At 46.0% G+C, this 19,103-nt stretch carries 18 protein-coding genes; 14 read left to right on the top strand and 4 right to left on the bottom strand.

Annotation, left to right across the window (positions count from 1 at the left end; genetic code table 11):
• Positions 1-103: 103 nt before the first annotated feature.
• Entirely contained in the window at positions 104-874 is a 771-nt protein-coding gene (aat, locus tag EBI00_RS02190; RefSeq protein WP_123094279.1) for a leucyl/phenylalanyl-tRNA--protein transferase, read from the top strand.
• Between the two features lie 265 nt (positions 875-1,139).
• Entirely contained in the window at positions 1,140-1,358 is a 219-nt protein-coding gene (gene infA, locus EBI00_RS02185) for a translation initiation factor IF-1 (protein WP_123094278.1), read from the top strand.
• A 112-nt stretch (positions 1,359-1,470) separates the two neighbouring features.
• On the opposite strand, the gene clpA is transcribed toward infA, so the two are convergent.
• Together clpA and clpS are read right to left on the bottom strand one after the other, a co-directional pair.
• Positions 1,471-3,726 carry an ATP-dependent Clp protease ATP-binding subunit ClpA gene (gene clpA, locus EBI00_RS02180; RefSeq protein ID WP_123094277.1) on the bottom strand — a complete coding sequence of 752 codons (2,256 nt, stop codon included), beginning with the start codon at positions 3,724-3,726 and terminating at the stop codon, positions 1,471-1,473.
• A gap of 35 nt (positions 3,727-3,761) precedes the next feature.
• Positions 3,762-4,112 carry an ATP-dependent Clp protease adapter ClpS gene (clpS, locus tag EBI00_RS02175; RefSeq protein ID WP_123094276.1) on the bottom strand — a complete coding sequence of 117 codons (351 nt, stop codon included), beginning with the start codon at positions 4,110-4,112 and terminating at the stop codon, positions 3,762-3,764.
• Between the two features lie 353 nt (positions 4,113-4,465).
• Here clpS and EBI00_RS02170 point away from each other — a divergent pair, with 353 nt between their 5' ends.
• The 6 genes from EBI00_RS02170 (at position 4,466) to EBI00_RS02145 (ending at position 10,217) form a co-directional block, all read left to right on the top strand.
• On the top strand, positions 4,466-4,720 hold the full coding sequence (locus EBI00_RS02170) for a cold shock domain-containing protein (protein WP_123094275.1): 255 nt from the start codon (positions 4,466-4,468) through the stop codon (positions 4,718-4,720).
• A gap of 113 nt (positions 4,721-4,833) precedes the next feature.
• Entirely contained in the window at positions 4,834-5,562 is a 729-nt protein-coding gene (locus EBI00_RS02165; protein WP_123094274.1) for a pseudouridine synthase, read from the top strand.
• Positions 5,498-5,902, top strand: coding sequence for an NUDIX domain-containing protein (locus EBI00_RS02160; RefSeq protein ID WP_123094273.1), 405 nt, complete (start codon positions 5,498-5,500; stop codon positions 5,900-5,902). Before EBI00_RS02165 ends, EBI00_RS02160 begins: the two co-directional genes overlap by 65 nt.
• Before the next feature lie 77 nt (positions 5,903-5,979).
• On the top strand, positions 5,980-7,101 hold the full coding sequence (gene mnmA / locus EBI00_RS02155) for a tRNA 2-thiouridine(34) synthase MnmA (RefSeq protein WP_123094272.1): 1,122 nt from the start codon (positions 5,980-5,982) through the stop codon (positions 7,099-7,101).
• 75 nt (positions 7,102-7,176) lie between these two features.
• Complete coding sequence (hflD, locus tag EBI00_RS02150) at positions 7,177-7,806, top strand: high frequency lysogenization protein HflD (protein ID WP_123094271.1); 630 nt, start codon at positions 7,177-7,179, stop codon at positions 7,804-7,806.
• 191 nt (positions 7,807-7,997) lie between these two features.
• On the top strand, positions 7,998-10,217 hold the full coding sequence (locus EBI00_RS02145) for an NADP-dependent isocitrate dehydrogenase (RefSeq protein WP_123094270.1): 2,220 nt from the start codon (positions 7,998-8,000) through the stop codon (positions 10,215-10,217).
• A gap of 149 nt (positions 10,218-10,366) precedes the next feature.
• Here EBI00_RS02145 and EBI00_RS02140 read toward each other — a convergent pair whose 3' ends face one another.
• Positions 10,367-11,968, bottom strand: a complete 1,602-nt coding sequence (locus tag EBI00_RS02140) for a methyl-accepting chemotaxis protein (RefSeq protein ID WP_158600726.1) — start codon at positions 11,966-11,968, stop codon at positions 10,367-10,369.
• Positions 11,969-12,214: 246 nt separating this feature from the next.
• Between EBI00_RS02140 and purB the strand changes: the two genes are divergently transcribed.
• The 3 genes from purB (at position 12,215) to EBI00_RS02125 (ending at position 15,345) form a co-directional block, all read left to right on the top strand.
• Positions 12,215-13,588 carry an adenylosuccinate lyase gene (gene purB, locus EBI00_RS02135; protein ID WP_123094268.1) on the top strand — a complete coding sequence of 458 codons (1,374 nt, stop codon included), beginning with the start codon at positions 12,215-12,217 and terminating at the stop codon, positions 13,586-13,588.
• Positions 13,589-13,704: 116 nt separating this feature from the next.
• Positions 13,705-14,904, top strand: coding sequence for a cupin domain-containing protein (locus tag EBI00_RS02130; protein ID WP_123094267.1), 1,200 nt, complete (start codon positions 13,705-13,707; stop codon positions 14,902-14,904).
• A gap of 24 nt (positions 14,905-14,928) precedes the next feature.
• Positions 14,929-15,345, top strand: coding sequence for a GNAT family N-acetyltransferase (locus tag EBI00_RS02125; RefSeq protein ID WP_123094266.1), 417 nt, complete (start codon positions 14,929-14,931; stop codon positions 15,343-15,345).
• A gap of 180 nt (positions 15,346-15,525) precedes the next feature.
• Here EBI00_RS02125 and EBI00_RS02120 read toward each other — a convergent pair whose 3' ends face one another.
• Positions 15,526-16,146 (bottom strand): BamJ family beta-barrel-assembly machinery protein, encoded by a 621-nt coding sequence (locus tag EBI00_RS02120; protein WP_123094265.1) that lies wholly within the window; start codon positions 16,144-16,146, stop codon positions 15,526-15,528.
• A gap of 175 nt (positions 16,147-16,321) precedes the next feature.
• Between EBI00_RS02120 and EBI00_RS02115 the strand changes: the two genes are divergently transcribed.
• From EBI00_RS02115 to EBI00_RS02105, 3 genes are all read left to right on the top strand, one after another.
• Positions 16,322-16,504, top strand: a complete 183-nt coding sequence (locus EBI00_RS02115; protein ID WP_123094264.1) for a hypothetical protein — start codon at positions 16,322-16,324, stop codon at positions 16,502-16,504.
• Between the two features lie 48 nt (positions 16,505-16,552).
• Positions 16,553-17,035 carry a universal stress protein gene (locus tag EBI00_RS02110; protein WP_123094263.1) on the top strand — a complete coding sequence of 161 codons (483 nt, stop codon included), beginning with the start codon at positions 16,553-16,555 and terminating at the stop codon, positions 17,033-17,035.
• Positions 17,036-17,101: 66 nt separating this feature from the next.
• The gene (locus EBI00_RS02105; RefSeq protein ID WP_123094262.1) at positions 17,102-19,078 is read left to right on the top strand and encodes a DNA topoisomerase III; all 1,977 of its coding nucleotides are present in this window, start codon (positions 17,102-17,104) and stop codon (positions 19,076-19,078) included.
• Positions 19,079-19,103 lie beyond the last annotated feature (25 nt).

The following is a 19,103-nucleotide window of genomic DNA, read 5'->3' as shown; positions in this document are numbered from 1 at the left end:
ATACCTGCTTATTATTTGTGGAGCGTTTTTGTTTTGCTCTTTTGCCTTTTTCAGTACATTTAAGTACTTTCTCTCTTTATCAAAAAAGGACACCTAGCATTTCATGTCGACATCCGCCACTCAGCCCCAACCAGAGCTACTGTTACTCTCGGAGTCACCCTACGACACGCCAGACCCAAGTCGCGCCTTACACGACCCTGAAGGACTGTCTGCGGTGGGCGGTGATTTGTCTAGCACACGCCTAATTCATTTGTATCAACAGGGATTTTTCCCTTGGTTTAGCGACCCAGACCCTATTTTATGGTGGCACCCGAGCGAACGCTGCGTACTTGATCCTCGCCAGTTTCATTTGTCCCGTTCACTGCAAAAAGTGATAAAACGAGGCCATTGGCGCTTTAGTATTAACCAAGCTTTTTCAACCGTTATCGGGCATTGTGCGGGACTGAGGGCGGAAGAAGAAGGCACCTGGATTTCATCAGACATCATTCAGGCCTATACTGAGCTTCACCGTTTGGGGTATGCCCATTCGATTGAAATCTGGCACAACAGCACCCCCTATGCAGCAAACGCCACCGACACCCTAGTGGGCGGTTTTTATGGCATCGCCATGGGCCAGATGTTTTTCGGAGAATCCATGTTTTCCCTAATGCCCAACGCGTCAAAAATCGCATTAAACGTATTTTGCGACCTGGCTAGCCAGTGCAACATTCAACTGATTGATTGCCAGGTTGAATCTGAACATTTGTTATCTCTTGGCGCCGAACTCAGACCGCGAGAGGCGTTTTGCCAGCAACTCAAACAACACATCACCACACCACACACCAACCAGACATTGATCCAACTAGGGCAAGCAACCGACAAACAAGCGGTTTAACCCGCGCTTCTCAGACCGTTTGTCGTAAAATAGACAGGATAAGCGCATAACTAGGTTTGCCTTACGCTGCTTTTTTAGGCAAAATACGGGCGATCAAAATTCCAACGTCGCTAACGACACAGGATAATGACAACTCAACTGACCGAGAGACACACTCTCTTCATCTGTAAACCCTCGGGTTGGCAAATATTAAATGAGTGTTTTGCAGGGCAAGCGCCGTGCAAAACACTCTAAATGAAAGTTTTAACACCATAGGACACACATTGTGGCAAAAGAAGAAGGCTTAGAAATGGAGGGCACTATCATTGATACGTTGCCTAACACCATGTTCCGCGTCGAATTAGAGAACGGACACATAGTTACCGCACATATCTCTGGTAAAATGCGCAAAAACTACATTCGTATTTTAACAGGCGACAAAGTCAAGGTAGAACTTACACCTTACGACCTTTCTAAAGGCCGCATCGTCTACCGCGCTCGCTAAACTCAGCTGTTTTAATGCAACAAGCTGAATAGCAAACATAAAAAAACCGGACTTGAGTCCGGTTTTTTTATTTTCTCTTTTTGAAATTCACCCTTGGGTGGTTTTATTACTATCAGTGAACGACTTCTTCTTTAATGACTTGAAAGTGAAGCTCATCACTTTTCTCATCCAATGTCACTTTGACATGGCCGCCTTCGTTGAGGTCACCAAAGAGTATTTGGTCAGCGAGGGGCTTTTTCAGGTGCTCTTGGATGACGCGTGCCATGGGGCGTGCGCCCATCTGGCGGTCGTAGCCTTTGTTGGCGAGCCAACCTCTGGCGGTGTCTGACACTTCCAGTAAGACGCCTTTCGGATCCAATTGTGCCTGCAATTCCACTAGGAATTTATCGACCACGTTAAAGATGATGCGTTCATCCAGTTGTTTAAACTGTATGACAGCGTCTAGGCGGTTTCTGAATTCTGGCGTGAAGGTACGGTTGATCACTTCCATGCCGTCGCTGGAGTTATCTTGGCTTGAGAAGCCAATAGAACGACGTGCAAGCTCTTCGGCCCCTGCGTTGGATGTCATCACAAGAATCACATTGCGGAAGTCCGCTTTGCGTCCATTGTTGTCGGTCAGGGTGCCGTGGTCCATCACCTGTAGCAACAGGTTGAAGACTTCAGGGTGCGCTTTTTCGATTTCATCGAGCAAGACAACACTGTGTGGGTTTTTGGTCACAGCTTCGGTTAACAAGCCACCTTGGTCAAATCCCACGTATCCTGGTGGCGCACCGATCAGACGGGACACCGCGTGACGCTCCATATATTCCGACATATCAAAACGAATCAGTTCTAAACCGAGTTGTTTCGCCAACTGTTTAGTGACTTCGGTTTTGCCTACCCCGGTTGGGCCTGCCATCAGGAAGGAGCCAATGGGTTTTTGCTCGGCTTTTAGGCCGGCACGAGACAGTTTGATCGCTGATGACAAGGAGTCGATGGCTTTGTCTTGTCCAAACACCACCATTTTCAGGTTGCGCTCAATATTCGACAAGACTTGTCTGTCATCTGAATTAACCGCACGCACCGGAACCCGAGCGATTTTGGAAACGATGTCTTCAATGTCAGCCACGGTAATCACGCTTTTACGTTTGTCTTCGGGCTGTAGACGTTGGTAAGCGCCCGCTTCGTCAATCACGTCAATGGCTTTATCTGGCATATGACGATCTGTTACGTAGCGTTGAGCCAGCTCTGCTGCTGCCAGCAAGGCGGGTTCTTCGTATTTAACTTTATGATGCTCTTCAAACGCCCCTATGATGCCTTTGAGTATTTGATAAGTGTCATCCACGCTCGGTTCATTAACGTCGATTTTTTGGAAACGACGGGCCAAGGCATGATCTTTCTCAAACACACCACGAAACTCTTGAAAGGTGGTTGAGCCTATGCAGCGTAAGCCACCCGAGCTTAGTACGGGTTTCAATAGGTTGGAGGCGTCCATCACGCCGCCTGACGCGGCCCCTGCCCCAATGATGGTGTGAATTTCATCAATAAACAAAATGGCATTGGGCATTTTCTTCAAATCGCCCAATAATTGTTTAAGACGTTTTTCAAAGTCACCACGGTATTTGGTGCCAGCTAACAAAGCCCCCATGTCTAGGGAGTACACCACGCCATCCGCAATTACTTCAGGCACTTGGCCGTCTACGATGCGCTTGGCAAGACCTTCAGCGATGGCGGTTTTACCGACACCCGATTCGCCCACCAGCAAGGGGTTATTTTTACGACGACGAGACAAGGTTTGTATCACTCGCTCTACTTCGTACTCTCGTCCAATCAGCTTGTCTATTTTGCCCGCTTTGGCTTCTTCGTTTAGATTGGTGGCAAACTTTTGCAATGGGGCTACGGCGCTGTCGTCGGCTTCATCATCGTGCTCAGATTCTTGCGATGCAGAATCACCCGATTTTGAAATGCCATGGGCGACATAATTCACCACGTCAATACGAGCTACGCCATGGCGTTTTAACAAGTATACCGTTTGGCTTTCTTGTTCACTGAAAATGGCCACCAACACATTGGCGCCCGTGACTTCACGCTTGCCTGACGATTGCACATGAAAAACGGCACGTTGCAATACTCGCTGAAACCCTAGCGTCGGTTGTACTTCGCGCTCGTCATCGTCGTCAGGAATTAAAGGGGTTGTACTGTTTACGAACTCCTCAAGCTCTTTGCTCAAGGTGTCTAGATTTACGCCACAGGCCTTTAAGACGCTTGAAGCAGCGCCGTTGTTAATAAGAGCGAGTAATAAATGCTCCACCGTCATGAATTCATGGCGCTTGTCACGCGCCGCTTTAAACGCTGCGTTTAGGGTCTGCTCTAGTTCTTTGTCTAACATTGCTATGCCCTCACTCGATCTTCTAAATCAGTACATCAATCGACCTTTTCGAGGTCGCACATTAAAGGGTGCTCATTTTGTTCTACGAACTGTTGTACCATTGCCACTTTGGTTTCGGCAATATCAAAAGGATAAATACCGCAAACACCTTTGCCTTTTCTATGCACTTCTAACATGACTTGATTGGCTTTCTCGCCATCCATTGAAAAAAATCTTTGCAATACAAACACCACAAAATCCATTGGTGTGTAATCATCGTTAAACAGCACCACTTGGTACATTGAGGGCGGTTTTAACTCTGTCTCTTGTGGTGCTATCGCAATACTGTGATGTCCGTGATGTTCGTCATCATCTGATACTAGTTTAATTTGTTGATTTACAATCATCCCATGCCTCTGAGGCTACCATGTTTGTGCAGCGCTGTTATTTTCACTGTTGTCTAATTACCTTTATCTGTCCAGTTTTACGACGTCAGTTTGTTAAAAAGCCACTGCCCTTGTTTATACGCAACATATTGTTGTTTGGATTTTACAAATCCCAAAAGGGCTTCTACGCTGTTTAAGTACTGTTGAAATTAGTCGTACTGTCAAGATGAGTTTATTGGGGTTACTGGCTCGCATTCAATGCTGAACAATGAGATTTTAGCATTGAATGTGCGAAAACCTAGCGAGAAACGCTTACCAAGGGATTCATTATCCTTCCATCTTGACAGCATAATAACCGTCGTAAGGAGTCATTCATGCATCAGGGGTCAGTGAAGTGGTTTAACAATGCCAAAGGCTATGGATTTATTGTGTCGGACGCGTTTGATGAGGATCTCTTTATCCACTATTCAGCCATTAACATTGAAGGATACAAGACGTTAAAAGCTGGCCAAGCGGTGACCTTTGATGTGGAACCCGGCAACAAAGGACTGCACGCTATTGACATCACACCCTTAGTAGCAGAACCCAGCCCGAGTCTAACCGAGACGGCTTCTGCGTCGCTATCCTGATGCTAATTTGTTATCTTACGCCAGATGGGAGGCGTAAGATAACACCGCCATGCGAGATATCCGCCTTCACAACAAATCAGACCTTTAATGACACCTAACCATATACTGAGCCCATGTCTTCTCATTTAATTTTATTCAATAAACCCTTTCGTGTGTTGAGCCAGTTTTCAGCAGAGGGAGAGAAATCGACCCTAGCTGATTATATTGATGCCGCGGATTTTTACCCTGCAGGGCGCCTTGATTTCGACTCTGAAGGCTTATTGCTTTTGACGAATCAAGGGGCCTTGCAGCACATTATCGCGTCCCCCGATTTTAAACTACCAAAAACTTACTGGGTGCAAGTCGAAGGTGACATCACCGACACCGCGCTGGCGCAGCTTCAACAAGGGGTCACATTAAAAGATGGACTCACCAAACCAGCCAAAGCCGAACGCATCAATGAACCGAAAGTGTGGCCAAGAGAGCCTGCCGTTCGGTACCGAGAAAACATCCCTACCAGCTGGTTATCATTGCAGATTCATGAAGGCAAAAATCGTCAAGTACGCCGTATGACCGCCGCGGTGGGTTTCCCTACTCTAAGACTTATTCGCTACGCCATTGGCCCTTACAACCTAGACAACACACCTGTAGGAAAATGGCATTACATATCACCGAGCGAATCATTACAAAATGAGGTTATGCAGTTTGAAGCACACCGAAAGAGCAAGACTCCCCCATCTCACCGTCGCCGCCCTAGTGATAAAAGCCAGCACAGATCCCCTGGAAAAAAGGTATCTCATGGTGAAGGAGTGGCAAGACGGCCAACTCGTTCTCAATCAACCAGCCGGTCACGTCGAAAATAACGAAAGCGTTATTGACGCTGTCATACGTGAAACTCAAGAAGAATCGGGCTGGTTGGTCAAGCCCATCGGCTTATTGGGCATCTATGCGTTTACACCCTACGAAGGGGCTGATACCTATCATCGCCTGTGCTTTTTGTGCGAGCCTGTCGAGCAGGTGTCAGAAACCTTGGATCCTGATATCGCATCGAGCCACTGGTTAAGTTACGACGACATACTGAATTTACCGCATCGTAGCCCATTAGTTCGAACCTGCATTGAAGATTCGCTTAACAACCCCATTATTGATTTATCCTTTGTATCGGATGCTTTTCTCCGGCCTATGCCAACACTAAGAAAGTGATACAATAGCCGACATTAAATTCATTTGAGGCAACGCCTCTTCGTTTTAGTACCAAAACAGTCGAGAAACCAAGTCACATGAAAGAAAGCCTTATTGCGAACCCCGCAAACTCATCAAAAAAAGTCATTGTCGGCATGTCCGGCGGTGTGGATTCCTCTGTTTCCGCGCTTATTTTAATGCAGCAAGGGTATCAGGTTGAAGGCCTGTTCATGAAGAACTGGGACGAAGACGATGGTACCGAGTATTGTACTGCCAAAGACGATTTGGCCGATGCACAAGCTGTGTCAGATAAGCTGGGTATTAAGCTGCATACAGCGAATTTTGCCGCCGAGTACTGGGACAACGTATTCGAGCATTTTTTAGCCGAATACAAGGCAGGGCGAACCCCAAACCCAGATATCTTGTGCAATAAAGAAATCAAGTTCAAAGCGTTTTTAGAATACGCCATGGCCCTTAACGCTGACTATATTGCTACGGGGCACTATGTTCGTCGGGGTGAAAAAGACGGTGACCCCTTGCTACTGAAAGGGCTAGACGCGAATAAAGATCAAAGCTATTTTTTGTATGCTGTAGGCAAGGACGAAATCGCCAAAACACTGTTTCCTGTTGGTGAGTTAGAAAAACCGGAAGTACGCCGATTAGCGGAAGAATTCGGTTTAGTCACCCATAACAAAAAAGACAGCACGGGCATCTGTTTTATTGGCGAGCGGCGTTTTAAAGACTTTTTAGAGCAGTATCTGCCCGCCCAACCTGGCGACATTGAAACCCTTGAAGGCGACAAAATTGGTCGTCATCATGGTTTGATGTACCACACCATTGGCCAGCGCCAAGGACTAGGTATCGGGGGATTGGCAAAATATTCTGATGATCCTTGGTATGTGGTGGAAAAAAACCTTGAACGCAATGTGTTAATGGTAACACAAGGGGGCCAGCACGAGTCCTTGTTTAAAACCCATTTAATTGCGGATAACTTTGACTGGGTAGCACGACAAAAACCCAATCTTCCACTGACTTGCAAAGCCAAGTGCCGTTATCGTCAAGCCGACCAAGATTGCACTATTACAGAGCTCGCGGACGGTCGCGTGGAAGTGGCATTTGTGGAACCACAACGTGCCATCACTCCAGGGCAGTCTGTGGTGTTTTATCTAGACGATGTTTGTTTAGGCGGTGGTATTATTAACCTCGCTTTTAACAAGTAATACTTTTAAATAGTAATACCTTTAAATAAGTAATATTAGCTTGCTTGTCACCTTTTACATTAAGAGAGCAAATACGTGAGTAGTAGAGAAAAAGAGCAAACCATCGCCCTTTCTGCGGTGTTTCAAGCGGCGGAATTGGTGTCCATTTTAGCAAGAACAGGACAAGTGGATAACGCCAGCTTACAGCCTATGCTGGACAGTATTTTGATGCTGAACGCAGCCTCTACAGAAGACATTTACGGCGGCCAGTGGGATTGCCCTAGCAACCTTACCCTTGGACGCAAAGTGACTCGTCAAGCGCTGGGCAAGGATCGCAGCAGCGTCAATCCTGACACACTAAGATACACGCTTAGCTTAATTCATCTTGAGAGCAAACTGGCTAAAAACCCCGAGATGCTGTCAATGATTGGCCAAAAGATTGTCCAAATCGAACAAAAGAAAGCCCATTACGACAGCGTGTTGCATGAAAATATGCTCGCGTCTATTTCAGGCATGTATCAAGACACGCTGAGCAAGCTGCCGTTTCGCATTCAAGTGCAAGGCGATAGCCGCTACCTACAGCAACCGCAAGTCGCTAATCAGGTGCGTGCGATTTTAATGGCGGGCATTCGTGCTGCTATGCTGTGGCGTCAACTGGGCGGCAAACGCTGGCATTTAATTTTTAAAAGAAAAGCCCTATTAAATGCATTAGATGCACGCCATTAAGCATCGACTGACATCGGTGGATAACTGAAATCAATTTTGAGTATATCCCGAGGCCGATATCTAAAGCGCAGGGTTTTACGTTACTATACGGCACAATTTTTTAATCTGTACATCAGTTTAAATAAGGGAATGACGGCTAAAAGTCATCTTCGATTCAATGGGCTAACCGCCTTAAATGTTAGGGGAATTATATGTCGAAACAAACCATCTATTACACGTTGACCGATGAAGCACCAGCACTGGCAACGGCCTCGTTACTTCCTATTTTTGGCGCTTTTGCAAAAGAAGCCGATATCGCACTAGAACTGACTGATATTTCGTTAGCAAGCCGTATCTTATCTGCTTTTTCTGACCTTTTGCCTGCCGATAAGCAAGTCGAAGATGGTCTTAAATTTTTGGGCGAGCTCACCGCTGACCCAAAAGCCAACATTGTAAAACTGCCTAACATCAGTGCTTCTTTGCCGCAGCTGTATGCCGCGATCAAAGAATTAAACGCACAAGGTTATAACCTTCCTGCTTATCCGGAAAATCCACAAACCGACGAAGACAAAGACATTCAGTCACGCTACGCCAAAGTACTAGGCAGTGCGGTAAACCCTGTTTTACGTCAAGGCAACTCTGACCGTCGCGCCCCTGCTGCCGTAAAAGGCTTCGCTCGCAAAAACCCACACTCAATGGGCAAATGGAGCAAAACCTCGGTTTCTCACGTAGATTACATGCGCGGTGGCGATTTCTTCTCTTCTGAACAGTCTCTTACTGTGGATACGGCACAAATCGTACGTTTAGAGTTTGTGGACAAAGATGGTTCTGTGGAGGTGAAAAAATCCTTACCTCTGATCGCCGGTGAAATTTTAGACAGCATGAACATCAGCTGCGCTAAGCTGCGTGCTTTCTTCGAAGCGTCGTTACAAGAAGCCAAAGCAGACAACATCATGTGGTCTGTGCATTTAAAAGCCACCATGATGAAGGTGTCTCACCCTATCGTGTTTGGTCATGCCGTTACCGTTTTCTACAAAGACGTTTTTGAAAAATACGGCGAACTTTTCAAAGAAATTGGCGTTAACCCAAATAACGGTCTAGGCAGCGTTTACGATAAAATCAAAACGCTTCCAGAAGCTCAGCAAGAAGAAATCAAACAAGCCATTCAAGACGTTTACAAAACACGCCCTGAGTTGGCCATGGTGGATTCCGACAAAGGCATCACTAACCTACACGTACCAAGTGACGTCATCGTGGATGCGTCTATGCCTGCGATGATTCGTAACTCAGGTAAAATGTGGGGCCGTGACGGTAAAGCGCATGACGCGAAAGCCGTCATTCCAGACAGCACTTACGCGCGCATTTACCAAGAAACCATTAATTTCTGCAAAACGAACGGTGCTTTCGACCCAGTCACTATGGGTACTGTACCAAACGTCGGTCTAATGGCACAAAAAGCCGAAGAATACGGTTCTCACGACAAGACATACGAAATCAAAGCCGATGGTGTAATGCGCGTTGTGGATGAGAACGGCAATGTCCTTATGCAGCATAATGTTGAGAAAGGCGACATCTGGCGTGCTTGCCAAACCAAAGATGCGGCTATCCGCGATTGGGTGAAATTGGGCGTGACTCGTGCTCGTCAGTCTGACACTCCTGCGGTGTTCTGGTTAGATGAAGAACGTGCACACGACAATGAGCTACGTAAGAAAGTCGAACTTTACCTAAAAGACCATGACACAAACGGTCTAGACATTCGCATCATGTCTTACAGCGAAGCCATTCGTTTCTCTATGGAACGCATTATTCGTGGCAAAGACACAATTTCAGTAACAGGTAATATTTTGCGTGATTACCTAACCGATTTGTTCCCTATTTTAGAATTGGGTACGTCTGCGAAAATGTTGTCCATCGTGCCTATGCTTAAAGGCGGCGGCATGTATGAAACGGGTGCGGGCGGTTCAGCGCCTAAGCACGTTCAACAGTTGATGGAAGAAAACTACCTTCGTTGGGACTCTCTAGGAGAATTCCTAGCGGTCGCTGTGTCTTTCGAAGAGCTTGGCATCAAGCACAACAACGAGAAAGCGAAAATCTTAGCGAAATGCCTAGATAAAGCCACAGGAAAATTGTTGGATAACAACAAGTCGCCTTCTCGTAAAGTAGGTGAAATAGACAACCGTGGTAGCCACTTCTATTTGGCTATGTACTGGGCTCAAGAGCTAGCTGCGCAAACGGACAATGCGGAAATGGCGGCAAAATTTGCTCCATTAGCCAAGCAGTTAACAGAAAGCGAAGCGACTATTGTGGCGGAATTGGCGGCGGTACAAGGTAAACCTGCTGACCTAACAGGCTACTACCACATTGACCTTGAAGAAGTGACCAAGATCATGCGTCCTAGCCAAACCTTTAATGCGGCCTTAGCAACACTTTAAGTGGATTAATAGCCTTGTAAGACAAGACGATTTGTTCGTCACTGAACAGGGTGTAAAAAAACCCGAATAACTTAGTTGTTCGGGTTTTTTTTGTCTATTGACTATGTATCTATCTTACCAATAACAGCTTTTTACGCGGTATTTTAACGCTAAACTTTAAAACTGGAGATAAGATCAGACAAGGCTTTCGATTGTTCCAATACTTGTTTTGCGGCGAGATTTGACTGATCGGCATTGGTGCTGGTGAGTTCCGCTTCATCACGAATAGAACGAATACGCTCGTCAATGTTTTCTGAAGCGGCAGCCTGTTGCTCCATAGCAGAAGCAATTTCAATGGCCATGCCAGATATATTCCCCATCGACAAGGTAATACGATTTAGAGCATCCCTCGCTTCTAGTGATTGTGCCACACTGTTTTCAGCCTGTTGTTTACTCTCCCCCATTACTTTTACAGCATCATGCGAGCCTTTTTGTAATTGCGTAATCATGATCTGTATTTGCTCAGTGGAATCCTGAGTCCGCTTAGCTAGGGTACGAACTTCATCGGCGACAACAGCAAAACCACGTCCCTGTTCGCCAGCGCGCGCCGCTTCAATCGCCGCGTTTAGGGCTAGTAGATTGGTTTGATCTGCAATACCCCGAATCGAATCCAAAATACTGCCAACATCCGATGTTTCCTTTTCTAGGGCTTGAAGCACTTGAGACGCTTTTTCTACCCCTTCAGACAGCTGCTGAATGGAGGAAACACTGTTATTCACTACCGCTTCCACTTCTTTTGCGACACCATCAGAGTCTTTCGCCGCTTTTGCAGCGGCATCGGCACTGTTGGCCACATGACGCACTGTGGTTTGCATCTCTGCAACAACACCCGCGATGCCAGAAGTTTCTTTTTGCAAACCTTGCATGCCTTTACGTGTTTTATTAGAAGCGGCCAGCATTTGTTCTCCTGCAACGGATAATTGCGCAGATTGTCCCTGCTGGGTCACAACAAGAGACTGTATACCTTTAATGAATACGTTAAAGCTATGGGCGACGGAAGCAAGCTCGTCCTTGCCTTTGTCATCAAGTCGCACCGTTAAATCACGCGCCCCAACAGAGATGTTGTGCAAAGACGATTCGAGAGAATTCAGATCCGGTAGTATGCGACGACGTAAAACAATCATTGCGCCAATAATAACAAAACCGGATATCACACTACTGATCAAAGAAAGAAACTTCGAATTATCCAATGTTTCTTCCGCCTCAGTCACACTCAATACTCGTTCATTTGATAGTTCATCTGCAATTTTTTTCAAGGATTCAGCCAAAAGCGCGGATTCTTGATCTAAACCACCAGGCCCTTTCATCAATGCATTGCCAGCATCCGTCCCTTCATTAATGTACGCCGTGGCCATTGATCGACCGACTTTGTATACCTTGTTCAGCTCTTGCTCTAATTCGATAACACGGGTGCGATAGCTTGGCATGATGCGCTGCAGCTCTTGCAGACTTTTCGTTGCTGCTGTCATGCTAGCGTTCACTTCAGGTAAAGCCTCATCGCTGCGCGTTGCGCCCATATCTGTCAAAAATTGCTGCACTTGAACAACAAAATAACGAGCATCTTTAATGGCGTATACCGCATCCGATATCACTGTTTGATGGTGAATCGCTGCTTCATTTCGCATTAAGCCTTGTCGGCTGATTAAATACAGCGCAGACAAGGCTATCAGTACGATAACAATAACTAGGTTCATGATACGGCTGATCTTCATGTTCAATATTTTCCTAAATAACGAATAAATGTGCATTTACAGTGCACGTATCATACATAGTGTTCACGACAAAAAACACGATGCAATAATAAAAACGCCATCAATCAACCTGCATTTCGCATAAAATCCATGACGTGCTAATAAAATCCCGGTTGTCGACGCAAATATTCCGACCGCCATAGCAGTATAAGGCGCTTTTGCCTATAATAGCGGCTCCCTGAAAACCATGTTCGAGGCGTTATCTCAATGGAATTAACTAGCTTAAATGCAATTTCCCCTATCGACGGTCGTTACGGATCGAAAACAAACGCACTACGTCGCTCCGTGAGCGAGTATGGTTTGCTGCGTATGCGAGTCATAGTCGAAGTTCGCTGGCTACAGGCGCTTGCCAACCACCCACAAATTATTGAAGTTCCAGCCTTGAGCAATGAAGCTAGCGCTTTATTGGACCAGCTTGCAGAGAACTTCAGTGAAGCCGATGCACAAGCCATTAAAGACATTGAGAAAACCACTAATCATGATGTCAAAGCGGTTGAGTATTTTATTAAGAACAAAATGGCAGATAACGCAGAATTAGCAGCCATCTCTGAATTTGTTCACTTTGCTTGTACTTCAGAGGACATCAACAACTTATCGCATGCATTGATGTTGCGTGAAGCATTGGAAGAAGGCATTACTCCAGAGCTTAAAAACGTCATCAAAGCCATTGAAGATCTTGCTATTGAGCACGCTGAGCAGCCTATGCTGTCTCGTACGCATGGCCAAACGGCCTCACCAACCACAGTTGGTAAAGAAATGGCGAACGTTGCTGCGCGCCTTAGCCGTCAGCTTAAGCAGATCGAAAACGTTGAATTTTTAGGCAAAATCAACGGCGCTGTGGGCAACTACAATGCTCACCTTTCGGCTTACCCAGATGTGGATTGGCAAGCACACGCTGAAGCGTTCGTTACTTCCCTAGGTTTGACTTGGAATCCTTATACCACTCAAATCGAGCCACATGATTACATTGCCGAGCTATACGATGTCATTTGCCGCTTCAACACTATCTTGATCGATTTCGACCGCGATGTGTGGGGCTATATTTCCATGGGCTTCTTCAAGCAAAAAACTATTGCCGGTGAAATTGGCTCATCTACCATGCCGCACAAAGTTAACCCAATTGACTTCGAAAACTCCGAAGGCAACTTAGGCATTGCGAACGCCATCATGGGTCACTTGAGCGCTAAATTGCCCATTTCTCGCTGGCAGCGTGATTTAACCGACTCTACGGTTCTTCGTAACCTTGGCGTTGGTTTGGCGCACAGCTTGATTGCTTACCAAGCAACGCTAAAAGGCATCAGCAAGTTGGAAATCAATGCGCCACGCCTTAACGCTGACTTAAATGCCGCTTGGGAAGTGTTGGCAGAGCCAATTCAAACCGTGATGCGTCGTTACGGCATCGAATCGCCATACGAGAAGCTAAAAGAGTTGACCCGTGGCCGTGCTATTGACCAAGCAACGATTGAAGCCTTCGTTGACACATTGGACATGCCAGAACAAGCCAAAGCCGATTTGAAAGCCCTGACACCAGGGACTTACATTGGTAATGCCGTGGCACAAGCAAAAGCCATTCGCGGTTAAACGTTTGTTTAGCAACGATTAGAAACGCATTAAAAAGAGCCGATTTATCGGCTCTTTTTGGCTTTTTTACTCGAACTTTGACCAGTCCTACTACTTTCATTTTTAACGAGCCATCTATGACAGACCTAAATACGCCTTTGACCATTCTTGGTGGCATGACAGCCCAAACCTTTCTCGACGAATATTGGCAGAAAAAGCCGTTGTTAATTCGTGGCGGTCTGGTCAATTTCACGCCACCCTTGGAAGCCGACGAACTGGCGGGTATGGCCATGGAGGAAGAAATCGAGTCGCGTATTGTCATAGAAAACGGCCTGAAGCCTTGGGAAATGCGCCAAGGCCCTTTTACTGAAGACACTTTTGCGACCTTGCCAGAAAAAGAATGGACCTTATTAGTTCAAGCCGTTGATCACTGGGTACCAGAAATTCAAAATTTAAAAGAACAATTTGAATTTTTGCCAAGCTGGCGTTTAGACGATGTCATGGTGAGTTATGCCACAGCAGGTGGCAGTGTTGGTCCCCATTACGATCAATACGATGTGTTCTTGATACAAGTCGCTGGCAAACGTCGCTGGCAAGTTCTAGCGCCAGATGAATACCAAGATGCAGCCATTCCTAATATCAAATTACATATTTTAGACAATTTTCCAGTCAATCCAGACATGGATTGGGAACTGGACGCTGGCGATATTCTGTATTTACCACCCAATTTTGCTCACAATGGTCGCTCTCTCGACGATGAGTGCATGACTTACTCCATCGGTTTCCGTGCGCCCAGCATGCAAGACGTACTGACGGGTATCCGCGACAAGCTGTGCGAAACCGACAATGTGAAAGACCGCTTTGCTGCACCTGAAACACCCAACCGCCAGCACAGCGCGCACATCAGCAAAGACGATATTCAGTACTTGCAGGCGCAACTGGCTCGCCTGATTAATCAGCCTGACCTGCTCGCGGAGTGGCTGGGCGAAACCATGAGCGAAAGCAAATATCCTGAGTACTTAGTCCCCTTGAACCAAGAAGAGGTTAATCAGGCCTTTACTCATGCGATACAAGGCCAAACCTTGGTCAGACCGGGCGATGCGCGTATTTGCTATTATTTGCCAGAACAAGGCGAACGCAACACCTTACGCGTTTTTTGTAATGGCGAACACTTACTGGTAGACGCAGAACTCACTGGGTTTGTCGAGGCCGTCTGCCATCAAGTGGAATTTGATTTTTCTGGGTTGGATTTAGCACAAAATAACGACTTAGAACCCCTTGTGCGCTTTTTTATTCGTCAGCAAGGGCTGATTGAATTGTTGGCACCGGAAGAGTAAAAAAGCACAACAAAAGAGAAGACTATGAAGGTATTAACGTCAGACTGGAACAGCAGCAAGGATCAACTTAGCTTTGTACGTAGGCAAGTATTCATTGTTGAACAAGGCATAGACCCGAAAGACGAATGGGATCATCTAGATCAAGACGCAGTGCACTTTGTGTCTTTTGGCACGACGGCGGTTCCTACAGGAACCTGTCGGCTCACTGACAACGGGCAAATTGCACGGTTAGCCGTCTTGCCGGCTTATCGTCACCAGGGGTATGGCGAAATGCTGCTCAACCGAGCCATCAAAGTGGCCAGAGAAATGGGCATTCGAAAAGTGTTTTTGCATGCTCAGATAGACGTACAAACATTCTATGAAAAACAACACTTTAACAGTGATGGTAAAGTCTTTTTAGAAGCTGGCAAAATGCACGTCCGCATGGAACGCGATATTTAGCCTTATTGGAATAAATGCCGACCGACAATGTGTAGGTTGTGATTTATCGCGACGACGGATTTGATGTAAACCTTATTTGTCATGCTTTCAAGCCGACGCATAAAAAAAGCGAGTCATCCTGTTTTGGATCGACTCGCTTTTTTACACATTTCTTTTAATACTTTGCTTTGCTCTGTTTTATTAAACGACAGCAATAAGCTCAACATCAAATTGCAATACAGAGAAAGGCTGAATCATGGCGCCAGCGCCTTGAGCACCGTAAGCCAATTCTGCAGGAATCGTTAGGCGGTATTTTGCGCCTTCTTTCATCAGTTGCAGACCTTCTGTCCAACCTGCAATGACGCCCGTTAGTGGGAATTCAATTGGCTCGCCACGTGCGATTGAGCTATCGAATACTTGACCATCAATCAAACGACCTTCGTAATGAACACGAACGGTGTTTTCACGAACGGGAGTAGCGCCTGTACCTTCTTCTAACACTTCAAACTGAAGACCGCTTTCCGTTGTTTGCACACCGTCTTTGGCTTTGTTTTGCGCTAAAAAGTCTTCGCCAGCCTTGACTGTCTCTTCAGAGGCAGCGCGGCTTTTTTCTTCCATTTTTTGCTGTAGCTCAGCAAAAGCGGCTTCTAACTCAGAACCCGGTACACGCATTTCTACGCCATTTAATGCGTCTTCAATGGCAGCAAAAAGATGCGTCAAAGACAATTCACCAAGATCACTACCACGTAATTGATCTCCGATTTGACGGCCAATACCGTAGGCTATTTTGGCTTCATTCGAATCGAACGACAGTTCAGACATGCTTATACTCACTTATAATTCATAAAAATTGAACGGGCATTATACCATAGCAAAACCGATGAATAACGGACTTTATGGCACTGAGGGATAGACTTCATTAATGATAGTAATTATCATTAGCTTTAAATATTCTCTTGCTTAACTACCACTTTCACTTACCAACAAGGAGTTGTCGATGAAATCTAAACACAAAAAAACGCCAGACTATTGGGGAATCGTGTTTGTGGGAAGTGTCTTTCTTTCTTCGTTAGGCAGTTTTATGGTGGCTAACCATGGCAATAACACACTGAGCTATTCCCCCTCAACCGCTAACCAGGTAGAAATCGCCCGATTCAATGATGTGGATCAGAATACGTAACACCAAATAACGCTAGACTGTATAAAACATATAAGAGAGGACGTTATCATGTTACCAAAATTGCAAACCATCATTTACGCCTGTGACCTAGACAATCAAACACAAGCTGCCATGGAACTGGTATTGAGCCTAGCCTCTACCAATGATGCAAAAGTCATCCTAATGCATGCGATGGAACCGCTGAGCACTCAGGCTTCTCATATGATCAATAATTACATGTCAGAAGATGTTAGAAACGCGATGCGTAAAGACGCCATAGATGACACAACAAAACGCATGGATATTTTACTGTCTGGCATGATGGACAAATACGAAAAAGAATTGTCTGCACTCAACACACCACCAGAAAAAGTGATTGTCAATGGCACGCCAGCGGACTGTGTGCAGCGACTTGCGAAAGAAAAGAACGCCGATTTAATTGTCATGAACAGTCGTACACACAGCCGTTTAGGACAAATGATGCTAGGCTCTACTGCCAATAAAGTCATTCACTCTAGCAACATTCCAGTTTTAGTTGTACCAATTAAATAGCATTTCTCTAGTCAGACTCATTATGGTTCGATACACTTACTGTATATATAAACAGTAAGTGTATTTATGATTCTTTATATTGCTGAAAAACCCAGTCTCGCTCGTGCCATTGCGGCCGCCCTACCTACACCACAAAAAAAAGCAGAAGGTTGTATTTGGCTGCCAAATGGCGACTGCATTAGTTGGTGCATTGGTCATCTACTCGAGCAAGCAGAGCCCCATCAATACAATCCGGCTTATAAATCATGGAGCCTAGACCACTTACCCATTATCCCCACCGACTGGCAATGGCAAGAAAAAGCCAACACCAAAAAACAGCTTGGCATTTTAAAAAAACTCATTAAGCAAGCCAGTGTTTTAGTCCATGCGGGGGATCCTGACCGAGAAGGTCAGTTACTGGTTGATGAAGTGCTCCATTACAGTAAGGTGTCTGCACAGAAACTCAAAAGTACTCAACGACTACTGGTAAATGATTTAACGCCCGCAGCAATCAAAAAAGCCTTGGCCAATTTACGTTCTAATAACGAATTCGCGGCTTTATCGCGGTCGGCCTTGGGTCGTGCCCGTGCAGATTGGCTGTTTGGTTTGAACTTAACCCGTGCCTACACCATTCGTGGGCGTCAAGCGGGTTACCAAGGCGTTTTGTCTATTGGTCGAGTGCAAACACCCGTGTTAGGTCTGGTCGCTGCCAGAGACAAAGAAAGAAAAGCCTTTGTGCCAAAAGATTTTTACCAAGTCTGGGCAAACCTGCAAACACCTCAAAACGATTCTTTTAAAGCAAAATGGTTACCCAGCGAAGCCTGTCAGCCCTATATGGACGATGAAAATCGTGTACTCAGCTTACCTCTTGCGCAAAACGTCGCTCAGCGCATTACTAATCAGCCAGCCCGAGTGACTGAAGCGCATTACAAACAAAAAAAACAGGCGGCACCCTTGCCTTACAGCTTATCTGCGCTACAAATCGACGCAGCAAAAGCCTTTAGTTTATCCGCTCAACAGGTCCTGGATATCTGCCAGACTCTGTATGAGCGCCACCAAATGATCACTTATCCAAGGTCGGACTGCCGCTACCTCCCTATTCAACAGCACAAAGATGCGCCCGCCATTATCGCCGCTCTGTCACGATCTGGAGGCGATCTACAACAAGGGGCCAACAAAGCCGACACGACACGAAAAAGCAAAGCGTGGAATGACAAACAAGTGACCGCTCACCATGCGATCATACCCACCACACAAGCCCATAAAGCCTCTGTTTTATCCAAAACCGAGTCGTTGGTTTTTGGCTTAATCGCCCGACAATATCTAATGCAGTTTTACCCTGAATACGACTACCTAGCGTCTTATATCAAACTAGACATTGCGGGGGGGCAATTCGAAGCAAAAGGCAATACACCCATTGCTTTGGGCTGGAGAGCGCTTTTGCCTAGCCAGAATAAAGCGAAAGACGCTGAAGACGAAAACCAGAATGCATTACCCAAGCTCAATAAAGGTGATGAATTGTGGTGCGCCCAGGGACAAGTGCAAGAGAAAGTGACGACACCGCCAGCCGCTTTCACTGATGCCACACTACTGGCCGCCATGACAGGGATTAATCGTTTTGTCACTGATAAAAATATTCGCGCCATTTTAAAAGAAACCGATGGTTTGGGAACGGAAGCAACACGGGCCAGTATTATCGAATTACTTTTTAAACGGGGATTTTTAATTCGACAAGGTAAACAGATCCATGCCAGCCAAACAGGTCGCGCTTTTATTGACTGTTTGCCCGCACAACTGGTTACACCAGACATGACAGCGCAATGGGAGTCCGCGCTAAACGGCATCAGCTTAGGGGAAGCCAGCTATCAGGATTTTATGTCCAGTCTAGAAACAAACCTGCATCAATTGCTCAATGACTCTCGGGACATGCCTGTTAGCGCATTACAGAACCTGCCAGCTCCTAATAAAAAGCCGTTTACTAAGCGAAGGAATACTCGAACAAAAACGGGGACCCCAAAAGCGTCTACCCCAAAAACAAAAAGACGCCCAAAAGCGTCTTCTTAATTGTCGAGCGTATTATCTAAAAGAG

The sequence above is a fragment of the Marinomonas hwangdonensis genome (assembly GCF_003721245.1).
In the GTDB taxonomy this organism is placed as follows: Bacteria; Pseudomonadota; Gammaproteobacteria; order Pseudomonadales; family Marinomonadaceae; genus Marinomonas; species Marinomonas hwangdonensis.
Note: the sequence above shows the minus strand (reverse complement) of the source record. Positions and strands in the feature narration are given on the sequence as shown.

Bases quoted from the DNA above. Each gene is read 5' to 3' on its own strand.
- EBI00_RS02120 (WP_123094265.1), bottom strand. From the start codon at position 16,146: ATGTCTGAACTGTCGTTCGATTCGAATGAAGCCAAAATAGCCTACGGT.
- clpA (WP_123094277.1), bottom strand. From the start codon at position 3,726: ATGTTAGACAAAGAACTAGAGCAGACCCTAAACGCAGCGTTTAAAGCG.
- EBI00_RS02125 (WP_123094266.1), top strand. From the start codon at position 14,929: ATGAAGGTATTAACGTCAGACTGGAACAGCAGCAAGGATCAACTTAGC.
- EBI00_RS02145 (WP_123094270.1), top strand. From the start codon at position 7,998: ATGTCGAAACAAACCATCTATTACACGTTGACCGATGAAGCACCAGCA.
- EBI00_RS02110 (WP_123094263.1), top strand. From the start codon at position 16,553: ATGTTACCAAAATTGCAAACCATCATTTACGCCTGTGACCTAGACAAT.
- clpS (WP_123094276.1), bottom strand. From the start codon at position 4,112: ATGATTGTAAATCAACAAATTAAACTAGTATCAGATGATGACGAACAT.
- EBI00_RS02160 (WP_123094273.1), top strand. From the start codon at position 5,498: ATGGTGAAGGAGTGGCAAGACGGCCAACTCGTTCTCAATCAACCAGCC.
- EBI00_RS02165 (WP_123094274.1), top strand. From the start codon at position 4,834: ATGTCTTCTCATTTAATTTTATTCAATAAACCCTTTCGTGTGTTGAGC.
- EBI00_RS02105 (WP_123094262.1), top strand. From the start codon at position 17,102: ATGATTCTTTATATTGCTGAAAAACCCAGTCTCGCTCGTGCCATTGCG.
- EBI00_RS02130 (WP_123094267.1), top strand. From the start codon at position 13,705: ATGACAGACCTAAATACGCCTTTGACCATTCTTGGTGGCATGACAGCC.
- mnmA (WP_123094272.1), top strand. From the start codon at position 5,980: ATGAAAGAAAGCCTTATTGCGAACCCCGCAAACTCATCAAAAAAAGTC.
- EBI00_RS02170 (WP_123094275.1), top strand. From the start codon at position 4,466: ATGCATCAGGGGTCAGTGAAGTGGTTTAACAATGCCAAAGGCTATGGA.
- aat (WP_123094279.1), top strand. From the start codon at position 104: ATGTCGACATCCGCCACTCAGCCCCAACCAGAGCTACTGTTACTCTCG.
- EBI00_RS02140 (WP_158600726.1), bottom strand. From the start codon at position 11,968: ATGAAGATCAGCCGTATCATGAACCTAGTTATTGTTATCGTACTGATA.
- purB (WP_123094268.1), top strand. From the start codon at position 12,215: ATGGAATTAACTAGCTTAAATGCAATTTCCCCTATCGACGGTCGTTAC.
- EBI00_RS02115 (WP_123094264.1), top strand. From the start codon at position 16,322: ATGAAATCTAAACACAAAAAAACGCCAGACTATTGGGGAATCGTGTTT.